This window comes from Rothia sp. 32237D007AR (genome assembly GCF_053544675.1).
On record NZ_JBPPUO010000014.1, the window covers coordinates 29485 to 47305 of the forward strand.

General features: G+C 56.1%; 18 protein-coding genes. 15 read left to right on the top strand and 3 right to left on the bottom strand.

Annotated elements, in window-relative coordinates:
• The first annotated feature begins 35 nt into the window (after positions 1-35).
• Complete coding sequence (locus tag ACED87_RS08555; protein ID WP_449083812.1) at positions 36-356, top strand: putative quinol monooxygenase; 321 nt, start codon at positions 36-38, stop codon at positions 354-356.
• Between the two features lie 34 nt (positions 357-390).
• Complete coding sequence (locus ACED87_RS08560) at positions 391-1392, top strand: NAD-dependent epimerase/dehydratase family protein (protein WP_449083814.1); 1002 nt, start codon at positions 391-393, stop codon at positions 1390-1392.
• Here the strand turns inward: ACED87_RS08560 and ACED87_RS08565 are convergent.
• Complete coding sequence (locus tag ACED87_RS08565) at positions 1389-2618, bottom strand: glycosyltransferase (RefSeq protein ID WP_449083816.1); 1230 nt, start codon at positions 2616-2618, stop codon at positions 1389-1391. The two genes, ACED87_RS08560 and ACED87_RS08565, sit on opposite strands and share 4 nt — an antisense overlap.
• Before the next feature lie 109 nt (positions 2619-2727).
• On the opposite strand from ACED87_RS08565, the gene ACED87_RS08570 reads away from it, so the two are divergent.
• A complete protein-coding gene (locus tag ACED87_RS08570) occupies positions 2728-3549 on the top strand; it encodes an NUDIX hydrolase (protein ID WP_449083818.1) in 822 nt (273 codons plus the stop codon).
• Between the two features lie 5 nt (positions 3550-3554).
• The gene (locus ACED87_RS08575) at positions 3555-4409 is read left to right on the top strand and encodes a thermonuclease family protein (RefSeq protein ID WP_449083820.1); all 855 of its coding nucleotides are present in this window, start codon (positions 3555-3557) and stop codon (positions 4407-4409) included.
• A gap of 94 nt (positions 4410-4503) precedes the next feature.
• On the opposite strand, the gene ACED87_RS08580 is transcribed toward ACED87_RS08575, so the two are convergent.
• Both ACED87_RS08580 and ACED87_RS08585 read right to left on the bottom strand, forming a co-directional pair.
• Positions 4504-5136: a superoxide dismutase gene (locus ACED87_RS08580; RefSeq protein ID WP_449083822.1), complete on the bottom strand. Its 633-nt coding sequence runs from the start codon at positions 5134-5136 to the stop codon at positions 4504-4506.
• Between the two features lie 673 nt (positions 5137-5809).
• Positions 5810-6334 (bottom strand): MarR family winged helix-turn-helix transcriptional regulator, encoded by a 525-nt coding sequence (locus tag ACED87_RS08585; RefSeq protein WP_449083824.1) that lies wholly within the window; start codon positions 6332-6334, stop codon positions 5810-5812.
• A gap of 326 nt (positions 6335-6660) precedes the next feature.
• Here ACED87_RS08585 and nhaA point away from each other — a divergent pair, with 326 nt between their 5' ends.
• The 11 genes from nhaA to ACED87_RS08640 all read left to right on the top strand — a co-directional run bounded on the left by nhaA (position 6661) and on the right by ACED87_RS08640 (position 17242).
• Entirely contained in the window at positions 6661-8019 is a 1359-nt protein-coding gene (nhaA, locus tag ACED87_RS08590) for a Na+/H+ antiporter NhaA (protein WP_449083825.1), read from the top strand.
• Between the two features lie 655 nt (positions 8020-8674).
• On the top strand, positions 8675-9133 hold the full coding sequence (locus ACED87_RS08595) for a hypothetical protein (RefSeq protein ID WP_449083827.1): 459 nt from the start codon (positions 8675-8677) through the stop codon (positions 9131-9133).
• Between the two features lie 91 nt (positions 9134-9224).
• Positions 9225-9803 (top strand): SRPBCC family protein, encoded by a 579-nt coding sequence (locus ACED87_RS08600; RefSeq protein ID WP_449083829.1) that lies wholly within the window; start codon positions 9225-9227, stop codon positions 9801-9803.
• Positions 9757-10644: a TIGR01777 family oxidoreductase gene (locus tag ACED87_RS08605; protein ID WP_449083863.1), complete on the top strand. Its 888-nt coding sequence runs from the start codon at positions 9757-9759 to the stop codon at positions 10642-10644. The genes ACED87_RS08600 and ACED87_RS08605 overlap by 47 nt, the downstream gene beginning before the upstream one ends.
• 109 nt (positions 10645-10753) lie before the next feature.
• Positions 10754-13216: a 5'-nucleotidase C-terminal domain-containing protein gene (locus ACED87_RS08610; protein ID WP_449083830.1), complete on the top strand. Its 2463-nt coding sequence runs from the start codon at positions 10754-10756 to the stop codon at positions 13214-13216.
• A 153-nt stretch (positions 13217-13369) separates the two neighbouring features.
• Positions 13370-13705 (top strand): PLD nuclease N-terminal domain-containing protein, encoded by a 336-nt coding sequence (locus tag ACED87_RS08615; protein WP_449083832.1) that lies wholly within the window; start codon positions 13370-13372, stop codon positions 13703-13705.
• Positions 13706-13769: 64 nt separating this feature from the next.
• Positions 13770-14834, top strand: a complete 1065-nt coding sequence (locus ACED87_RS08620; protein WP_449083834.1) for an NAD(P)-dependent alcohol dehydrogenase — start codon at positions 13770-13772, stop codon at positions 14832-14834.
• 136 nt (positions 14835-14970) lie between these two features.
• The gene (locus tag ACED87_RS08625; RefSeq protein ID WP_449089935.1) at positions 14971-15909 is read left to right on the top strand and encodes a DUF808 domain-containing protein; all 939 of its coding nucleotides are present in this window, start codon (positions 14971-14973) and stop codon (positions 15907-15909) included.
• A gap of 392 nt (positions 15910-16301) precedes the next feature.
• A complete protein-coding gene (locus ACED87_RS08630; protein WP_449089936.1) occupies positions 16302-16610 on the top strand; it encodes a transposase in 309 nt (102 codons plus the stop codon).
• 47 nt (positions 16611-16657) lie between these two features.
• Positions 16658-16984 carry a hypothetical protein gene (locus ACED87_RS08635; protein ID WP_449089937.1) on the top strand — a complete coding sequence of 109 codons (327 nt, stop codon included), beginning with the start codon at positions 16658-16660 and terminating at the stop codon, positions 16982-16984.
• Positions 16985-16999: 15 nt separating this feature from the next.
• Positions 17000-17242 (top strand): integrase core domain-containing protein, encoded by a 243-nt coding sequence (locus ACED87_RS08640; RefSeq protein ID WP_449089938.1) that lies wholly within the window; start codon positions 17000-17002, stop codon positions 17240-17242.
• The last annotated feature ends 579 nt before the right edge of the window (positions 17243-17821 follow it).

Below are 17821 nucleotides of genomic sequence, written 5' to 3' on the forward strand. Positions count from 1 at the left end.
GAGTGAACTATTATCGAGCGATTGAAGGATGAGACATGATTTTCATTGTTGTGAAGTTTCAGGTGAAGGACGGCGACCGCGAGGGCTTTTTGGCTGCAACTCGTGAGTTCACTGAGGCTACCCGCGCTGAGCCGGGTAATAAGTGGTACGAGTGGTCTTTGAGCGTGGAGAACCCCAATGAGGTAGTTCTGATTGAGGCTTTTGAGGACGACGCTGCGGAAGCTCATGTGGAGTCTGAGCACTTCGCTCAGGGTATGGAGTCTATCCGTCCTTGGCTAACTGCAACCCCCAAGATTCTTTCTCGTGCCGTTGAGGGCGATGGCTGGGATGAGATGGAAGAGCTGAAGGTTTCTTAGTCTTTTCTTCACGAGCTTTCTGAAGAGAAGGGTGATGGGACCGGCCTCCCCCACTGTCCTCGTTACGGGTGCCACAGGTTTCTTGGGTAAATATGTGGTGCAAGAACTGTTGGATCATGGGTATCGTGTTCTTGCTGCTGGGCGTAACCGGCAGCGGCTAGCTAGTTTGCAGGGCCCTGGTGTTACTACCTTTGCGGGCAGTCTTACTGAGCTTTCTCGCCAGCAGGTGAGCTTTGATGGTGTGGTTCATTGTGCGGCGCTTTCAACCACCTGGGGCAGCCGTGAAGAGTTTTATCTTCATAATGTTCTGGGGTTGCAGCAGGTGGTTGATTTTGCCAAGCGCAGTGGGGCTCAGCGTTTGGTGCATATTTCTTCCCCTAGTATTTATGCCCAGCGTGGGGATCGTTTGAATATTCGTGAGGACGAGTACGATCCGGCTAATACTCTGACCAACTATATTTGGAGTAAGTTGCGCTCTGAGGAGCTCCTTGCGGCGGTTGATTCTCAGGAGCTAGAAACTGTTGTGTTGAGGCCGCGGGGGCTCATGGGTGCTGAGGATCCGAGCATTGTTCCTCGTTTTCTTGCTATTAATGCCAGGTTCGGTGTTCCTCTGGTCAATGAGGGTGCCCATCTGATTGATTTGACCTGTGTGCAGAATGTTGCTCTGGCCTGCCGTCTTGCTATGGAGTCCCCGCAGGCTGTAGGTGGAACCTATAACATTACGAATGGGGAGCCGCGGCCCTTTAAAGAGCTGGTTGATTTTATGTTTGACCGGTTGGGGCAGCCGGTGCGGTATCGCAGGGTCAGTGAGGCTGTACTGTATGGGGGTGCGGCGGCTCTTGAGGGCTTGTACCGTACCTTTAATTGGGTGGCGGAGCCTCCTTTGATGCGGTATAGCGTCTGTACTGTTGCTTATGCCCAGACCCTTGATATTAGTCGTGCCCGTGAGGATCTGGGCTATTGCCCGCAGGTGCCTCTTGATCAGGGGATTGAGAGTTCTGCTGCGGCCCATCGTGGGGTAGGGCCGTCATTTTAGGGGCGGGTGTGGTTTTCTAGGGCTGCGGTGTAGACCGCTAGTAGCTTGTCAGTAAAGTTTGTTTGTTGGGCTCGTTGCCTCTCATCGAGGGTTGCTTGGCTTAGTTTTTGCACCATTTCTGGTGCGGACGCCAGCCGGTTGAGGGTGTGCGCTAGCCCTTGTTCGTGGGGGTTGGGGGTGCAGAGGGCCCCAGCTGGGGGGACGACTTCTGCTAGGTCTGGGTCGCAGTAGATGATGGGTAGGCCGGTGGCTATGGCTTCGAGCATGACCATGGGCTGGTTATCAAAGTCGTGGGAGCTTGAGACGAAGACGTGGTTTTCTTGCATGGCGGTGAGCACTTCGCTCTGCGGTACTCCCCCGTGTACTGTCACTTTTTCTTCTAGCTGGTGGTGGGCTATGAATTCTTTGACCTGGTTGAGGGCCATGCCGTCACCGTACATGTTGACCTGTAGGGGTGCTTTTAGCTGGGTGAGGGCGCCGAGGAAGACCAGGGGGCGTTTTTCTGGGGAGACTCGCCCGCACCACATGATGCGCAGGGGTTCTGTTCCGTCGTACTGCCGGGCTTCTGCGTGGGTGAGGGCCTGGGTGATGGAGGGTTCGATACCGTTGGAGATGATGGTTAGGGGCTTGTAGACCCCTTGTTCTTGGAGTTTGTGGGCAAAGTGGGCTGAGGGGACGATGACCTGGTCGGCGGTGTTGGCTTGAACGACCATGCTACGCCACATGTTACGGGCTGCGCGGGTGCGAGTGTAGGGTTGCCCCGGCTTGATGTGCACCCCTTGGTGGCTCATGGTGCGGTGGTGTAAGCGTTCGTAGATGCTTGTGGTGATGGTGGGTACTGGTAGTACTTTGCTCATGTAAACATCGAGTCTGCCGTGCATGGTTTGCACGAGGGGGATTTTTAGTGTGTGGGCTGCGCGGATTCCGGCGAAGGCTACGAACATTTCTGAGTGCACGTGGATAATGTCAGGTTTGATCTCTTGTAGGGCTGAGAGTGTGGCCTTATAGACTCGGCGCGGCGACCAGGGCAGGGGGTATCCTCCTGGTTTTATGAAGGGGTGGGTGGGTAGGCCGATAATATCTGGGTTGTCGTTGGGTTCGGTGAGGGGGCAGAGCACTGTGACCTGGTGCCCGAGGACTTGGAGTGCTTCTTTTTGGGCTTTGATGGATGTTTGGGCCCCGCCGAGTGTGGGCAGGTAGTAGTCGGTCAACATGGCTATGTGCATGTTTATCATTCTATGTAGATTCTGTGGGTCTAGGCCGGTGGTCTTGACTAGAATGGGTAAGGGGCGTTTTGTGCGTCCTCACTTTTACTGCCTACGACCGGGGAGCCAGATGACTTTGCCGAATGCCGCCCAGGCCCACCACGATGAGCATCTTGATGCTGATCATACGTCGGTTTCGCTTGCTGTTTCTACGGTGATTTTGGCTTTGCGCCGTAAGGAGGGCGAGTCGCATCATTCTCTGTGGCTGCCTCTGGTGCGTCGTTTGCGGGAGCCCTATAAGGGCCAGTGGGCTTTGCCGGGTGGGCCCTTGCACCCTGATTTGTCGCTTGAGGAGGCTGCTGGTTCTACCTTGAAGCGGGCTACTGGCCTGGTTCCGGGCTATTTGGAGCAGCTCTACGCTTTTGGGGATGTGCACCGCACTCCTGACTATAAGATTATGCGTGAGGGCGGGTCTTTGCCGCTCCCTTCTGAAGAAAATACACATGAGCGGGTAGTGTCGGTCATTTATTGGGCTTCTATTCCTCAAACCGAGGTGAATCGTACTCGTGTGCACGAGAATATTCGCTGGTTCCCGGTCGATGAGCTACCTATTTTGGCTTTTGACCATAATGAGATTATTGAGTACGCCCTCTACCGCCTGAAAAATAAGGTGGAGTACTCCCGTATTGCGCATTCTTTTTTGGGTGAGGAGTTCACTCTTGCCCAGTTGCGGGAGGTGTACGAGGCGATTTTGGGTCGGGCTCTTGATCCGGCGAATTTCCGCCGTCAGATTGCGGCGTCTAAATCTATTATTGATACAGGTAAGCGTGTTGAGGGCACCCGTCACCGCCCCCCGCGTCTTTACCGTTACAATCACTCACGTGCTTTTGCGGATCAGGGCCCTTTGGGTATGTACCGCGAAGCTGCTTATAAGGCCGAACAGGGGAAATAATTTTGATGAAGCGTCTTGCGCCCTTAGCTGCAGTTACTCTTCTGGCGTTGACCGCTTGTGGTTCTGGCACAGAGCCAGCCCCAGAAGCGACGACAGCTATCACCTATACCGATGGTATGACTGCCACTGTAGTTTCAGTGAAGTCGGCCAATACTTTTACCGCCAGTTTTGATGGGGTTGAGAAAGAGGTCCGCCTGATTAACACTGCTGCTCCTTCTGAGAATGGTGTGGCACTGTCTAATAATTGTTTGGTGGAAGAGTCCACGTCTTTGCTGGCTGAGAAGTTGCCTGAGGGTAGCCAGGTGACCTTGCATTTTGATGAGTCGCAGCGTGGGGCGACCGGCTATGTTGAGGCTGCGGTCTATGCCGGGGACGCTTTCATTAACCGTGATATGGCGCGGGCTGGGCTAGTTTCTACTACTTTCACTACCGCCACGGATGAGTTCTACGGCGAGGTTTCTCAGGCCCAGCAGGAGGCCGCTCATGAGGGCTTGGGTCTGTACTCAAAGGATGTCGAGTGCACTATTCCTGCCCAGATTCAGCAGCAGAAGGCTCTTGTAGAGGATGCCCGGTCTTGGGAGGTTGATACGTCACCGGAGGCTTCTGCCGAGCAGAGGCAGCGTGAAGCTGAGCGCCAGCGCGTCTACCAGGATGCTTCTCGTTTTTATAGGGAATTGGAGGGCCAGACTAAGGCTCCTGCCCAGTGGGTTGGTTCTATTGTTACCCTCGATGCTCTTGAGAGGCAGCTTGAGGATTTCCGTATGCTTCTGGGTGATGATTTCTACCCTGAGAACGGCACGAGCGTGAACCAGCAGAAGAAGGCTGAGTCGGAGGCTGTTCCGGTTCGCCCTGGTTCTTAGAGTCGTTTTAAATAAGGCCGGGTGCTGGCCGTCCCTCTGTATAAGAGCGGACGCCAGCACCCGGCTTTTTAGCTATGCGCAGGGCGCAAGGGGTTTAGGCTTCGGGGATGACCAGGCCCTTGGTCTGGGATACGGCGCGGTCGAAGCGGGCTGCGACGTCTTCCCAGTTGACGATGTTCCAGAAGGCTTTGACGTAGTCAGCCTTGACGTTCTGGTAGTCCAGGTAGAAGGCGTGTTCCCACATATCCAGCTGTAGGACAGGAATCAGGGCGACGGAGATATTGCCCTGCTGGTCGTAGAGCTGCTCGATGATTAGACGCTTACCGACGGTGTCCCAGGCGAGGATTGCCCAGCCGGAGCCCTGGATGGTGAGGGCTACGTTTTCGAAGTGGGCACGGAAGCCGTCGAAGGAGCCGAAGTCGTTGTCGATGGCTGCTGCTAGTTCGCCAACGGGCTTGTCGCCGCCCTCGGGTGAGAGGTTCTTCCAGAAGACGGAGTGGTTGGTGTGGCCGCCCAGGTTGAAGGCTAGGTCTTTGGAGAGCTTGCCGATGTTAGCGAAGTCGCCCTTTTCGCGGGCTTCTTCCATCTTTTCTAGGGCGGTGTTGGCGCCGCCGACGTAGGTGGCGTGGTGCTTGGAGTGGTGCAGCTCCATGATGCGTGCTGAGATGTGGGGTTCGAGGGCTGCGTAGTCGTAGTCGAGTTCAGGCAGTACGTACTTCTCTGACATGGTCTTTCCTTTCGTTGAAGGCCCTTCTTTGGGTCTTTCTGGGTTTAACTCTACACAGTGGGGTGGGTAAGGCACGAGAAGTTACTTGATAAGTTCCCTTATTTAGCCCTGGGCAAAATAGGTGACACCAGGAAGCGCGGACGCCAGCAGCAGGTTTTCCACAGTTTTCCACTTAAGAGCCAAGAAAGTTATCCACAGGTGGGGATAAATCTGGGGATATTCGAATTACACAGCCGAGGGTTTCGAAGATGTTCGAGAATTCCTAGGGTAAAGCAGGGAAGAACAAGGGCTGGGGTTCGAAAGTACATGGGTGTTGTTCGAAAATAACACCAGTGTCACTTATCCACGGGTGTGGATAAGGCTTGTGGAGAACCCCTCTTGAAGCCCTGGAATCGGGGTTTTTATGCACTTTCTGCCAGCTTTACCCACAGGGTCAAGGGGTTTTCCACCCTTTAAGTGGATATTGTTCACAGACTTATCCACAGGTGGGGATAAAGTGGCAGGTCGCTTCCCCACTGCCCCCAAAGACCCTTGGTAACTAGCTCTACCGCAGAGTCTTAGCCAGGAGCGTCCGCACCACTCTGGGGATAACCCTTGTGGATAAAGAAGAACCCCACCCCCTAGCCGAGGGTGGAGTTCTTATAACCTCTAGGTGAAGCCGGCCTACTACTTTTTAGTCCTCATCAAAAAGTTCGACATTCCGCACAGTGATAACTTCACTGGGCTTATTGCCCAGCACCGACTCGCCAATCTTTGCCAGGGACTTAATCTGACGGTTATTGAGCTGGTCAAAAACAATCTTCCGCACAGCCTCCACGTGACCAGGAGCAGCCTCCTGCACCTTAGCTAGACCACCTGGGAGCAAATGGCAGATGGAGACACGGCGGTCTTTAGCCCAAATGCTGCGCTCTACAAAATTATCTTTCTCTAACCGGGTTACTACGCGGGAGAGACGAGGTAGCAGGGTGTTAGTGTGCCGGGCCAGATCGGTCATAGTCAGCTTGTGCTGGGGAGCTTCTGAGAGCATGGCAAGCACCATATACTCAACGAAGCTCAGATTTGAATCCTTCTGTAGCTGATGTTCTAGCTGCCCAGGCAGATTAAACATGATAGATGAGATAAAGAGCCAGCCTTCACGCTCTTCTTCATTGAGCCAACGGGTTGTATCTTTGACGGCTAGGGGGGATTCTTCGCTCATGGTTCCTCTGGTCAGTACAGGGTGTGTAGGGGATACGGGGGGCATCTACCTAGTCTAAGTTTCTTCTGAAATAGTTTCTGCTTGAGTGTGCTCGTGTTGGTGAGTTTAGGGAAAAATATAGAATATTCTGGGCTAATTTTTACCCTGTGTCTCAAGAGGCACCCCATGAGCCCGGTTGTTAATATAGCCAGCTGCCAAAGATGCACCCCCATCACGTCACCGCCATCCTTACCTTGTTAACCGCCCAGATTTCGGCATTAGCTGAACTTAAGGCGCATAATGGAACCTAAAGCAAGCGAACACACACACTTGACCTAAGGAGAGGCATGTCTGAAGCGCCTCATACGGACCCGCTCTTTTCCCGAGGATCCTACGCAGAAACTAGCCGCATCTCAGAAATTATGCGCAAAGAATCGATAGGCGGTTTCATTCTTCTTGCCGCCACCGTCCTGGCGGTCGTACTGGCTAACACTCAGGCAGCCAGCTTCTATGAAGGCATCAGAGACACCGAGCTTGGGTTCAATATCCCCGGGTTTAGTCACCTGATGATGAATGTTCACCTCTGGGCAGCCGATGGCTTACTGACGGTCTTTTTCTTCCTGACCGGCCTGGAGCTGAAGAAAGAGTTCGCAGTAGGCGATTTGCGTGACCCGGGTAAGGCTATCGTTCCGGTTGCTGCCGCCTTCGGTGGTGCTATGACCCCAGCTATCATCTATTTCGCTATCAATCACGGCAACGAGACAGCCGTTCACGGTTGGGCTATTCCCGCAGCTACCGATATCGCTTTCGCCGTGGCCGTCTTAGCCGGTGTAGGAACCTTCCTGCCTGCGGGTCTACGCACCTTCCTGCTGACCTTGGCTGTTGTCGATGACCTCATCGCCATCGTCATTATTGCCCTCTTTTACACCAGCAACTTCCACGCCTGGTACCTGATTGCCTCTATTCTTCCTATCGGCCTCTATTTCTGGGTGACCCACAAACATGAGAAGCTCTTCCACGATCACAAGTGGGCTGCCTGGGTTATCTTGCTGCCGCTAGGTATCGTCACCTGGGCACTCTTCCTTGAATCTGGTATTCACGCCACCATCGCCGGTGTTATTCTGGGCTTCTGTGTGCCTGTGCACATGACCGGCCAGACTAAGCAGGCTGAGGCCAATGCTTCTTTGGCTGAGACTCTAGAGCACCGCTGGCGCCCGCTGTCCACCGGCATCTGTGTGCCTCTCTTCGCCTTCTTCTCAGCGGGTGTGGCCGTGGGTGGCTGGGAGGGCCTGCGCACCGCCCTGGCTGATTCGGTAGCTATCGGTATTATGGTCGGTCTAGTTATCGGTAAAACTATCGGTATTACCGGTACAACCTGGCTCATTACCCGCTTCCGCGGGGTTAACCTGGACCCCGATATCAAATGGGTGGATGTTATCGGTCTAGCGGTGACCGGTGGTATCGGCTTCACCGTTTCCATGCTGGTTGCTGAGCTCTCTTTCGAGACCGGCTCTATCCACACCGAGGACGCCAAAATCGGTATCATGATTGGCTCTGCTGCCGCCGCTATCTTAGGTGCCACGATTCTCTCAATCCGCAATAAGCACTACAAGCAGGTTGCGCTCAAAGAAACTATCGACGAAAACAAGGACGGCATACCCGACGTCTTTACCGACGATACGCACGCACCCCGCCCCACCGTCTAGCACCCTCACCGAGACAGGTAGACTCAAGGGTTCAGGGAGCTCACTTTTGAGGACGCCGCCGCCCGCCACCTTGCTCTAAGGCAGAGATGGCGAGTGGCGGCGTCCTGGTTTTATCCCACTAATTCGAATGATGTATTTACCCCTTTTGAAGATGCTGCTGTGAGGTCTTGGGGTTGGGTGATTATTGTGGCTGTGGCAGGTCAGGCGTGCCACGATGCGGGGCTTAGCACCGGTCAAACGTATAGAAGAAGGGGCAACACGCCATACGGGGGTAAAAAATTTTTATAGATAGATAAAATTTGTACTACTTGTGGCTGATTTTGTTTGACCTTGCCAGACCCAAATTAGGGGGCAATAAACCCCACCTGCCTGCCCTTTATCCCCTTTTATGCCTACAGAATCTCAGGTTTTGCAAAGGTTGAGCTGGCATACTTGGTGTAGTAGGCCTGGAAGAGTTTGGGCTGACAGGCCTGCGATTCAGAGTATGAGTGTGTTTCAAATTTATCGTCTCTGATAGCTGCCCGCAGGGGTGTGGGCAGTAAAACTGAAGTGGAGGCGAGCCCCCTGGGAAGGGCTCGGCTCCACTTTTCTTTTACCCCTTTCTTTGAGTCCCAGTACAGTAGATACGAAACACTCGTCTTGACAAGGAGAGCCCATGGCTGTTGATTCGCAGCACACCCAGATTAAAGAGACTGCTTTTGCGCTGGCCCGCAAGTTTGGTTGGGCTCTGGAGTATAACGGCGGGCTAGAACTTGACGGGGAGTTCCTTGACGATGCTGACCTATCTATAGAGCGCACCGAGGACGGCCTGCAGGTAGAGTATGTGCTCAATATCAGCTACGCCGATTCCACCGCCTACGGGTACACGTTCACTCGGGAGTCTGCCAGCGCACCAGTCTCTACCTTTGGGGTGGGCGCTTTTGGTCAGGACGCAGGCGGGCAGGCGCCTGCCGCCAGCAGCCTGGGTGCGGGGGCTAGTTTTGGGTTGGGGTCTTTTGCTACAGAGGGTTTACCGGGTGAGAATGCTGTGACCTTAGCTGAGAAGTATTACATCACCACTCTTGCTGAGCTGATTGAGGCGGCGGAGGAGAAGCTAACCACTCTGGCTCTCTAGAAAAGGTTTTCATCCTGTGCGTGCCTTCTAGGCATCGCACCATCCAAAAGGTAAGGTTACTTAAAATTCCTTTGATTCCAGGAAGGTTGCCATGGCTGACTTTACCTACACCGCCGTTTACCCCTACGATGAAGACACTGTGCGTACCTGGTTTTTGCGCCCGGGCGCCCTGACTCGGGCGACTCCTCACTGGGCTGGCTCCGTCACCGAAGAGGGCAATCCGAACGATCTGGGAAGTACCGCTCGTACCAGGGTGGCCCTGCCGCTGACCTCGGGTCTACTGACCCTACCCTGGACGGCCCGCCATACCCGGGCGTCCGCAGATTCCTTCACTGATGAAATGGTCCGCGGCCCCTTTTCTTCCTGGGAGCACACCCACGATTTTCTGTCGACGCCGGGCGATACGGTGGTGCGCGACAGTATTACCTTCACAGCTCTTCCCACGCTGCCCGCACCCGCGGAAAAGGTAGGAGCTGCGGCTGAACGGCTTGCTCGGGCAGCGGCTCAAAAGCAGCTAGAGAAAGTTTTTGCCGCCCGCAAGCGCCGAATCGGTGCTGATCTTGATTTTCAGCAGCGCTATGAAAGTGCCCCCCCTGACGGTAGTGGTTGCGGGCGCGTCCGGCATGGTGGGGCACCAAGTGGTTGCCCTGTTGACCGGGGGCGGGCATAGGGTGCGCACGCTGGTGCGCCGCGCACCCGAGGCTGAGCACGAGTTCCGTTGGGATCCGTCTGCTGGTGAGGTTGATACCGCTGCTTTTGAGGGTGCGGACGCCGTAATTCATCTGGGCGGGGCCAGCATCAACCAACGCTTTACCGAGGAGAATAAGAAGAAGATTCTTACCTCCCGTGTTGAGTCCACGACTCTGCTGGCGACTACCCTGGCCAACCTGGTGCGGCAGAGGGGTGCGGACGCCGCCCCGCGCGTTTTTGTCTGCGCTTCTGCGGTGGGTTTCTACGGCTCTGACCGGGGCCAAGAGATACTCACCGAGGATCAGGACGCCGGGAGCGGCTTCCTGGCGCAGGTATGCCAGGCGTGGGAGGCAGCCTGCCAACCTGCTCGTGAGGCTGGACTTCGAGTAGTTAACGTGCGCACCGGCCTGGTGCAGTCTGCCCTGGATGGTATGTTGTGCCTGCAGCTTCCGGCTTTCTTGAGCGGGACCGGTGGTTGGATTGGTTCGGGTGAGCAGGTGCAGAGCTGGATTAGCCTGGATGATATTGCCGGTATCTATGTGCATGCGGTGCTTACCGAGAAGCTGGAGGGGCCGGTCAACGCGGTGGCTCCCACGCCGGTAACGGCGAAGACCCTGGCAAAGACGGTGGGTAGGGTGCTGCGCCGCCCCGTCCTGCTCCCTATTCCGTCCGCTGTGCCTGCCTTACCCCTGGGGCGGGAGGGAGTTCGTGAGTTGGCGCTAGCTAGTCAGCGGGCCAGCGCCGATAAGCTTCTGGCCAGTGGCTATGTTTTCTTTGAGCCGGAGCTCGAATCTGCCCTGGCTCATGAGCTCACACAATAGGGCGTATTATTGTTCACCGAAATATCACCCTAATACGTCAGCGAAGCGGCACTGAGCGGGATATTCTATTGAGTGATACACATCATTCATTCACGAGCGAAAGCTAAACATGCACTCTTCTCTCTCACGCCGTTTAGCTGGTTTAGCGACCAGTGGCGCAACCCTTCTTGCCCTCGTTATTGTTCCTATGCCCAGTGCTGGTGCAGCTGACACCACCACCTTGACTCTGCTGAACATTAACGACTTTCACGGTCGTATCTCTACTAGCACTGCGATGGGTCTAGCTAACACTATTCAGACCGAGCGCGCGGCAGCTGATGGTTCTTTGCTGCTGTCTGCTGGTGATAATGTGGGCGCTTCCCTCTATGCTTCTAGTGTGCAGAAGGATCAGCCCACCCTGGATTACCTGAATGCCCTGGGCCTTTCTGCTAGTGCGGTGGGTAATCATGAGTTCGATGCGGGTATAAATGATTTGCTGAACCGTATTATCCCTGCTTCTTCTTTCACTTACTTGGGTGCTAACGTCCTTAAGACTGACGGCACCCCCGCCCTGGAGCCCTACTACACCACTGAGGTCAATGGCACCACGGTGGCTGTGATTGGTGCTGTCACCACTGAGACTCCGCAGCTCACTGACCCCTCAGCGCTGGCGTCCGTGCAGTTTACCGACCCTATTGAGGCTGTGAATATGTACGCCGACCAGCTCTCTGACGGCGATGTGAGTAACGGTGAGGCTGATGTGATTATCGCTGAGTACCACGAGGGTGTAGACACCTCAGCTCCTGCTTCTGATGCGATTATCACCCAGACCAGTGCCGAGGTTGATGCTATCTTTACCGGCCACACTCACCAAGAGTATGTGATTGATGGTGCTGTGCCTGGCCAGGCAGGCAAGACTCGCCCCGTGATTCAGACCGGCAACTACGGCGATAACTTGGGCAAGGTTGTGCTGACCTTGGATGCTGAGCAGAATGTGATCGCCTATTCTTCTGAGCTGGTTAAGCGCATGGACGCCCCAACCGCCGAGCAGATTGCAGCTGACCCTGTGCTGGCGCAGGTTAACACCATCGTTACTGAGGCTAACGCCTACGCTACTGAGCAGGGTTCTGTGATTGCAGGCCAGGTCAGTGCCCCTATCACCACTGGGTTTAACTCCGCTAAGGATGCCCAGGGCGGCTTTGATATGCGCAACTATGAGTCCACCATGGGTCACCTGGTGGCAGATATGTACCTGGCGGCTGCTAACTCTACCGGCCGCACCCCTGCCGATATCGGCATCGTTAACCCCGGTGGCCTGCGCGATGAGCTGCCCGGGGGCCTACGCACCTCGCTGGGGTTGGCGGTTAACAAGAATGTGCGCGTCATGGACGTCGTCAATGTGACCCCCTTCGCCAACAACCTCTGGACGACCGAGCTGACCGGTGCCCAGCTCAAGGCTGTGCTTGAAGAGCAGTGGCAGCGCAATTCAGCAGGTGAGATGGCTACCCGCCCTTACCTGCAGCTAGGGTTCTCTTCTAACGTCACCTACACCTACACTGGTTCCCCCGATGCTGAGGGGTATGCAACTCGCGGTTCTAACGTGCTCGATGTGTATGCGAACGGCACAAAGGTTGAGGACGCCGATACCTACACCGTCGCTGTCCCCAGCTTCTTGCTAGGTGGCGGCGACAACTTTAGCACCCTCGCTCAGGGCGCTAACGCTAAGGACACCACCCTGGTCGATTCAGATGCTTTCGTTTCTTACGTCAAGCAAGCTGGCACCCTTGAACCTAACTTCGCCAAGCAGGCTGTGCGCGTAACAGACCTTGCTGAGAGCTACGATGTGAACGGCACTCTTACCTTCACCCTCTCTGACCTGAATGTTCGCAGCTACGGCGCACCTGCTCTGACTGAGCTGAAGATTGCCGTGGGCGGCCTTGAGGTTGGCACCGTCGCTGTTGCTGAGGACGGCAGCGCGGCAGTTTCCCTGAATCTGGCAGGTAGGGGCATCACCAATGGCGCCCACGACATCGTGCTGACTGATGCGACTGGTGTGGCTGGTACTACCGTCCGCCTCTCAGCCAACTTCACCGGTGCGGTTGCCGAACCCACCTCTGCCCCCTCTGAAGAACCCACTCCCGCTCCTTCTGAAGAGCCGACTGTAGCTCCCAGCCAAGAGCCCACCGTTGCTCCCTCTCATGAGCCGACCGCTGAGCCCACCACCGAGCCGACCGTAGCTCCTAGCTCCGAGAGCACTGTTGTTGCACCTGCCCCCTCAGCTACCGCTTTTGAGTACGAGAACTGCGCCGCCGTGTGGGATGACTTGGGTCGCTCCATCAAGTCCGACGAGGCAGGCTTCCACCAGGGCCTGGACGCCGATAAGGACGGCGTAGGGTGCGAGCAGGACCCCAACTACACCAACAAGGCTGAGGACGGCAGCGCCATCAAGTCCTCTACCTCTTCTTCGGGTAGCAGCTCCTCCGGCAACCTGGCTAACACCGGTTTCACCGCCTCTATGATTGCTGGCGCGGGCGCCCTGACCCTGTTTGCCGGTGGCGCTGCCCTGGTAGCTAACCGCCGCCGCAAGGCCTAGAAGTTTACACCGCAGGCTCCACGCCCTAGAACGGTGAACACCTAGTCTGCCCTCACGAAGGGACCAGATTACTCCGCATTGTATGTGTTGTGTACAAGGACTATCGGAGTAATCTGGTCCCTTCTCTTTCTTCTGCCCACTACCATGGACACTATGCCCCTCGATTACCTTTCCACCCCCGCCCTATCGCCTACACGCACACTTGCCGCGGGCGTCCTCACCGCCGAGCAGACGGGAACCCAGCTCAGCCTCTTCGGCTGGTTCTTCTACCCCCTGCTCTTTCTCGCAATGGGCCTGGCTATCTTCTGCGTGCTCACCGTGCATCGCCAGCCTCACCTGAGTGAGACGCAGAAGCTCAAGTGGCTGCTCTTCACCCTCTTTATCCCCATCGTGGGCCCCCTCGCCTACTGGCTGCGCATGCGCTCTGACCGGCGCGAGCACACCGAAGGCACAACCGCTCACTCTGAGAGCGAACCGGCGGCGCAGTAGGTAGCGCAAGAAGCGGGCAGGCGTAGAGTGAAAGGTGACAGCACCACCTCATTCAGGAGACTCTATGCCTATCACCGTCAAAGCCCTGCAAAAATTTGGCCCCGACCAGCCCTTCAAGATCACCGAAATCGAGCGCCGTGACCCCCGCGAAGACGATGTGGTCATTAAAATCGAGGCAGCCGGTATCTGCCATTCTGACATCCACACCATCCGTAACGAGTGGGGTGAGGCCCACTTCCCCCTGGCTGTAGGTCATGAAATTGCGGGTACGGTTGAGGCTGTTGGCTCTGCCGTCACCAAGTTCAAGGTGGGCGACCGTGTGGGTGTTGGCTGCCTGGTCAACTCCTGCGGCAAGTGCGAGCAGTGCGCCGCCGGGTTCGAGAACAACTGCCTGAACGGGGCGGTGGGCACCTACAATTCCAAGGACGTGGACGGCACCATCACCCAGGGTGGCTACTCCCAGAAGGTCACCGTCAATGAGCGCTTCGTTCTGCGTATTCCCGACGCCCTGGACTTCGACGTGGCAGCACCCCTGCTCTGCGCCGGCATCACCACCTACTCACCCCTGGCCCGCTGGGGCGTTAAGCCCGGCATGAAGGTTGCCATCTTGGGCCTGGGCGGTCTGGGGCACATGGGCGTGCAGATTGCCGCCGCCATGGGCGCCGAGGTCACCGTGCTCTCCCGCAGCCTGAAGAAGGCGGACGCCGCCGCCAAGCTGGGTGCCGCCCGCACCCTGGCTACCACCGACGAGGGTTTCTTCACCGAACACCGCGGTGAGTTCGACCTGATCCTCAACACCATCTCTGCCCCCATCGACCTGGATTCTTACCTGGGCCTGCTTAAGCCCCGCGGTATCCTCTCGGTGGTGGGCCTCCCCCCGGAGGCCCTGGAGATTCACATGAACCGCCTGATTGGGGGCGGCAAGGTGCTCACCGGCAACAACATCGGCGGTATTCCCGAAACCCAGGAAATGCTGGACTTCTGCGCCGAGCACGGCATCGGCGCTGTGATTGAGAAAATCGGCGTGGACGAGGTTGATGCCGCCTATGAGCGTGTTGTGGACGGTGATGTGCAGTTCCGCGTGGTTATCGACACCGCAACCTTCGACAGCGCTGAGGTCAGCGCTTAGCCGACCACCGGCGTCCTGATCTGGAGGTAGCTCAGACCCCGCCCGCTAAAGTGTGTGCGGGGTCTTAGCCTGCCTAGGGCCGCCGGGCAGTATTCTTAGGAACAAGACAACCTATGTGTTCCTGAAGGAGATTTCTATGGCCGGCGGTTTAGCGGCTCTCTTAGATGATGTGGCAGCTCTTGCCAAGCTTGCTGCGGCAAGAGCGGACGACGTGGCGGCAGCAGCAGGCCGCGCCAGTGTTAAGGCTGCCGGTATGGTGGTGGACGACGCCGCCGTCACCCCGCAGTATGTGCGCAATATTGAGCCTAAGCGCGAGTTGCCCATCATTAAGAAAATTGCGGTCGGTTCCTTACGGAATAAGCTGGTTTTCATTCTTCCGGCTGCGCTGTTGCTGAGCCAGTACCTGCCGTGGATGCTCACTCCCCTACTCATGTTGGGCGGCTCTTACCTCTGTTTTGAGGGTGCTGAGAAGATTATTGAGATGTTCTCGAAGAAGGGCCATGCTACCGAAGATGTACCGGCTGTGGTGCAGGGTGAGGATGCTGAGAAGAAGATTATCTCGGGGGCTGTGCGCACTGACTTTATTCTGAGTGCCGAGATCATGGTGATTGCCCTGAACGAGGTTGCCTCTGAGGGTTTCTGGGCCCGCGCCGCTATTTTGGCTGTGGTGGGTATTGGCATCACCTTGCTGGTCTATGGTGCTGTGGGCCTGCTGGTGAAGATGGACGATATTGGCCTGGCGATGGCTCAGCGTGAATCTGCTGGGGCGCAGAAGTTTGGCTTGGGCTTGGTGAAGGCTATGCCCGTGGTCATGAACGTTATTTCTGTGGTGGGTACTTTCGCCATGCTCTGGGTGGGTGGCCACATTATTCTGCTGGGCCTTTACGATATGCACTGGTGGGAGGCTCCTTACCAGTTCGTGCACCATCTTGAGGAGTACGGCCACCATCTGCCTGCCCTGGGTGGTGCAGCAGCCTGGCTGATTAACACTTTCTGCTCTATGGTGCTGGGCTTGATTTGGGGTGGATTTATTGCCCTGGTAGTTCATTTTCTGCCTGGCAAGAAGCACCACTAGGCTTTGTAGCTTCTCGTATAGGGGTTCGGCAGGCTCACGCTCGCCTCTATGAACCCTTCCCCTAGTTTGTACCGTGGCCTGCCCGCTTTTGACACTAAAAACGGGCAGGGCACGGTACAAACTATTTAAGATGGCATTCTAGGTATCAAGTAGTACCTTTTGACCAGCAGGCTGTAAGGCGAGGGAGAGTCAGGACCTCGGCACTAAGAACTATCAAGACCAGATTAAGAAAGTTCGCCAGGGATGGGAGTCTCGTGGGCTGAAAGTTCGTAGCGTCGGTGAGAGTAAAGGCATGATGCAGATAGCTACCGATTTAGCTCACGTGAGGTTACCCTCGAATAGTGGACACCCGATCAGTGCGGATCTTGTGTCCGCCAGAGAGGATGTTCATTATGAGTCAAACACGCCGTAAGTATACCCCGGAATATCGGGCTGAGGCGGCCAGGTTGGTCATTGAGACTGGTCGGCCGATTGCTCACGTTGCTAAAGAAATCGGAGTTGGCGCCGGTTTACTGGGCAGGTGGGTCAAAAACGAGCGCGAACGCCAGGGAAATGCCGATGGAATGAGCGAGTCTGATCTGCGTGCTGAGAACGCCAGGCTGCGCCGTGAGTTGGCTGAGGCTCGGATAGATAACGAGTTCTTCTCAAAAGCAACAGCCTTCTTCGCTGCGAAGCAACGACAGCGGAACGATTCGAATTAATACGGCAGGAGAAGGCAAATTACAGCATCAAGCGCATGGCCAGGCTTTTGAAGGTATCTCGTTCCGGCTACTACAAGTGGGCCCAGGCACAGCACAAACGCGATTGTGGCGAGGATAGGGGCCAGAACTACGTGGATGCCCTGGATAGGCAGATCAAGAAGATGTGGGATGAATCAGATGAAGTCTACGGCTCACCACCGATCACCGTGGCGCTAGCCGATGACGGGTTTATCGTTGACCGTCGCCGGGTGTTGGGCTGGGTGATGGATTCTGTCCAGACAACGGACGTGGTGGAGCGCGCTCTGCGGATGGCTCACATGCTGCGTGGTGAGGTGCCCGACGGTCTGGTGTTCCATGCTGACCGTGGGTGCTAGTTCACCAGTACGCAGATGTGGCAGGTCTGCCAGGAACTGGGGATTGCTCAATCGGTGGGTCGTACCGGGGTGTGCTTTGATAGCGCGATGAGCGAGTCGTTTTGGTCCACGCTTAAGACCGAATTCTATGACTGGACATCGTGGGCCACAAGGAACCAGGTGCGCAAGGCGGTAGCCCACTGGATTGAGGTGGTCTACAATCGGCGGCGCCGGCACTGGGCCATCGGGATGATCTCACCCGTTAGCTTCGAGAGCTAGATCATCGAAGGAAAGGCCCCAACAAACGCGGCCAACACCAAAGCCGCTTAATTACGTGTCCACGATTTGCGGACAACCCCAGGCGGGGGTAGCTTTTTTAGGTGCTCTTGGCGTTTGTGTTCTGCTTGGGCTTTGGCGTGGCTTTGGTAGGTGATGAATCGCTTGTGCCGGGTGTAGTCGTGCTCGTCCCATTCGCGATGGGGTTTGTTGTTGTAGTACCAGCGGGCGAAATGCATGTAGTCAGAGATGAGGGTGCTTGGTGCTCCTAGTGATGTTTGGAGTCGGTAGATGAGTCGGCCAGCGTTTTTGCCCAGTGCGTAGACGTTAGAGCAGATGGTGGTGGTTCCGCTGTAGGTTATTGAGTGAAGAGAGCAGACACAGAGCTCAAAGTCATACCCCCAAGACGTCTTCTTTTTCCAGGCACCTCACTACTGTTGATACGCCCACCCCAAAGAAAGCTGCGAGCTCCCGAAGGCTCCACACTCTGCCAGTCTGAGGATTCACCTCCGAACGCATCCGCACCAACTGCCCCCGTTGAGCAACCGATAACTTCAAAGGCCGCCCGGGACCCGCGCCATT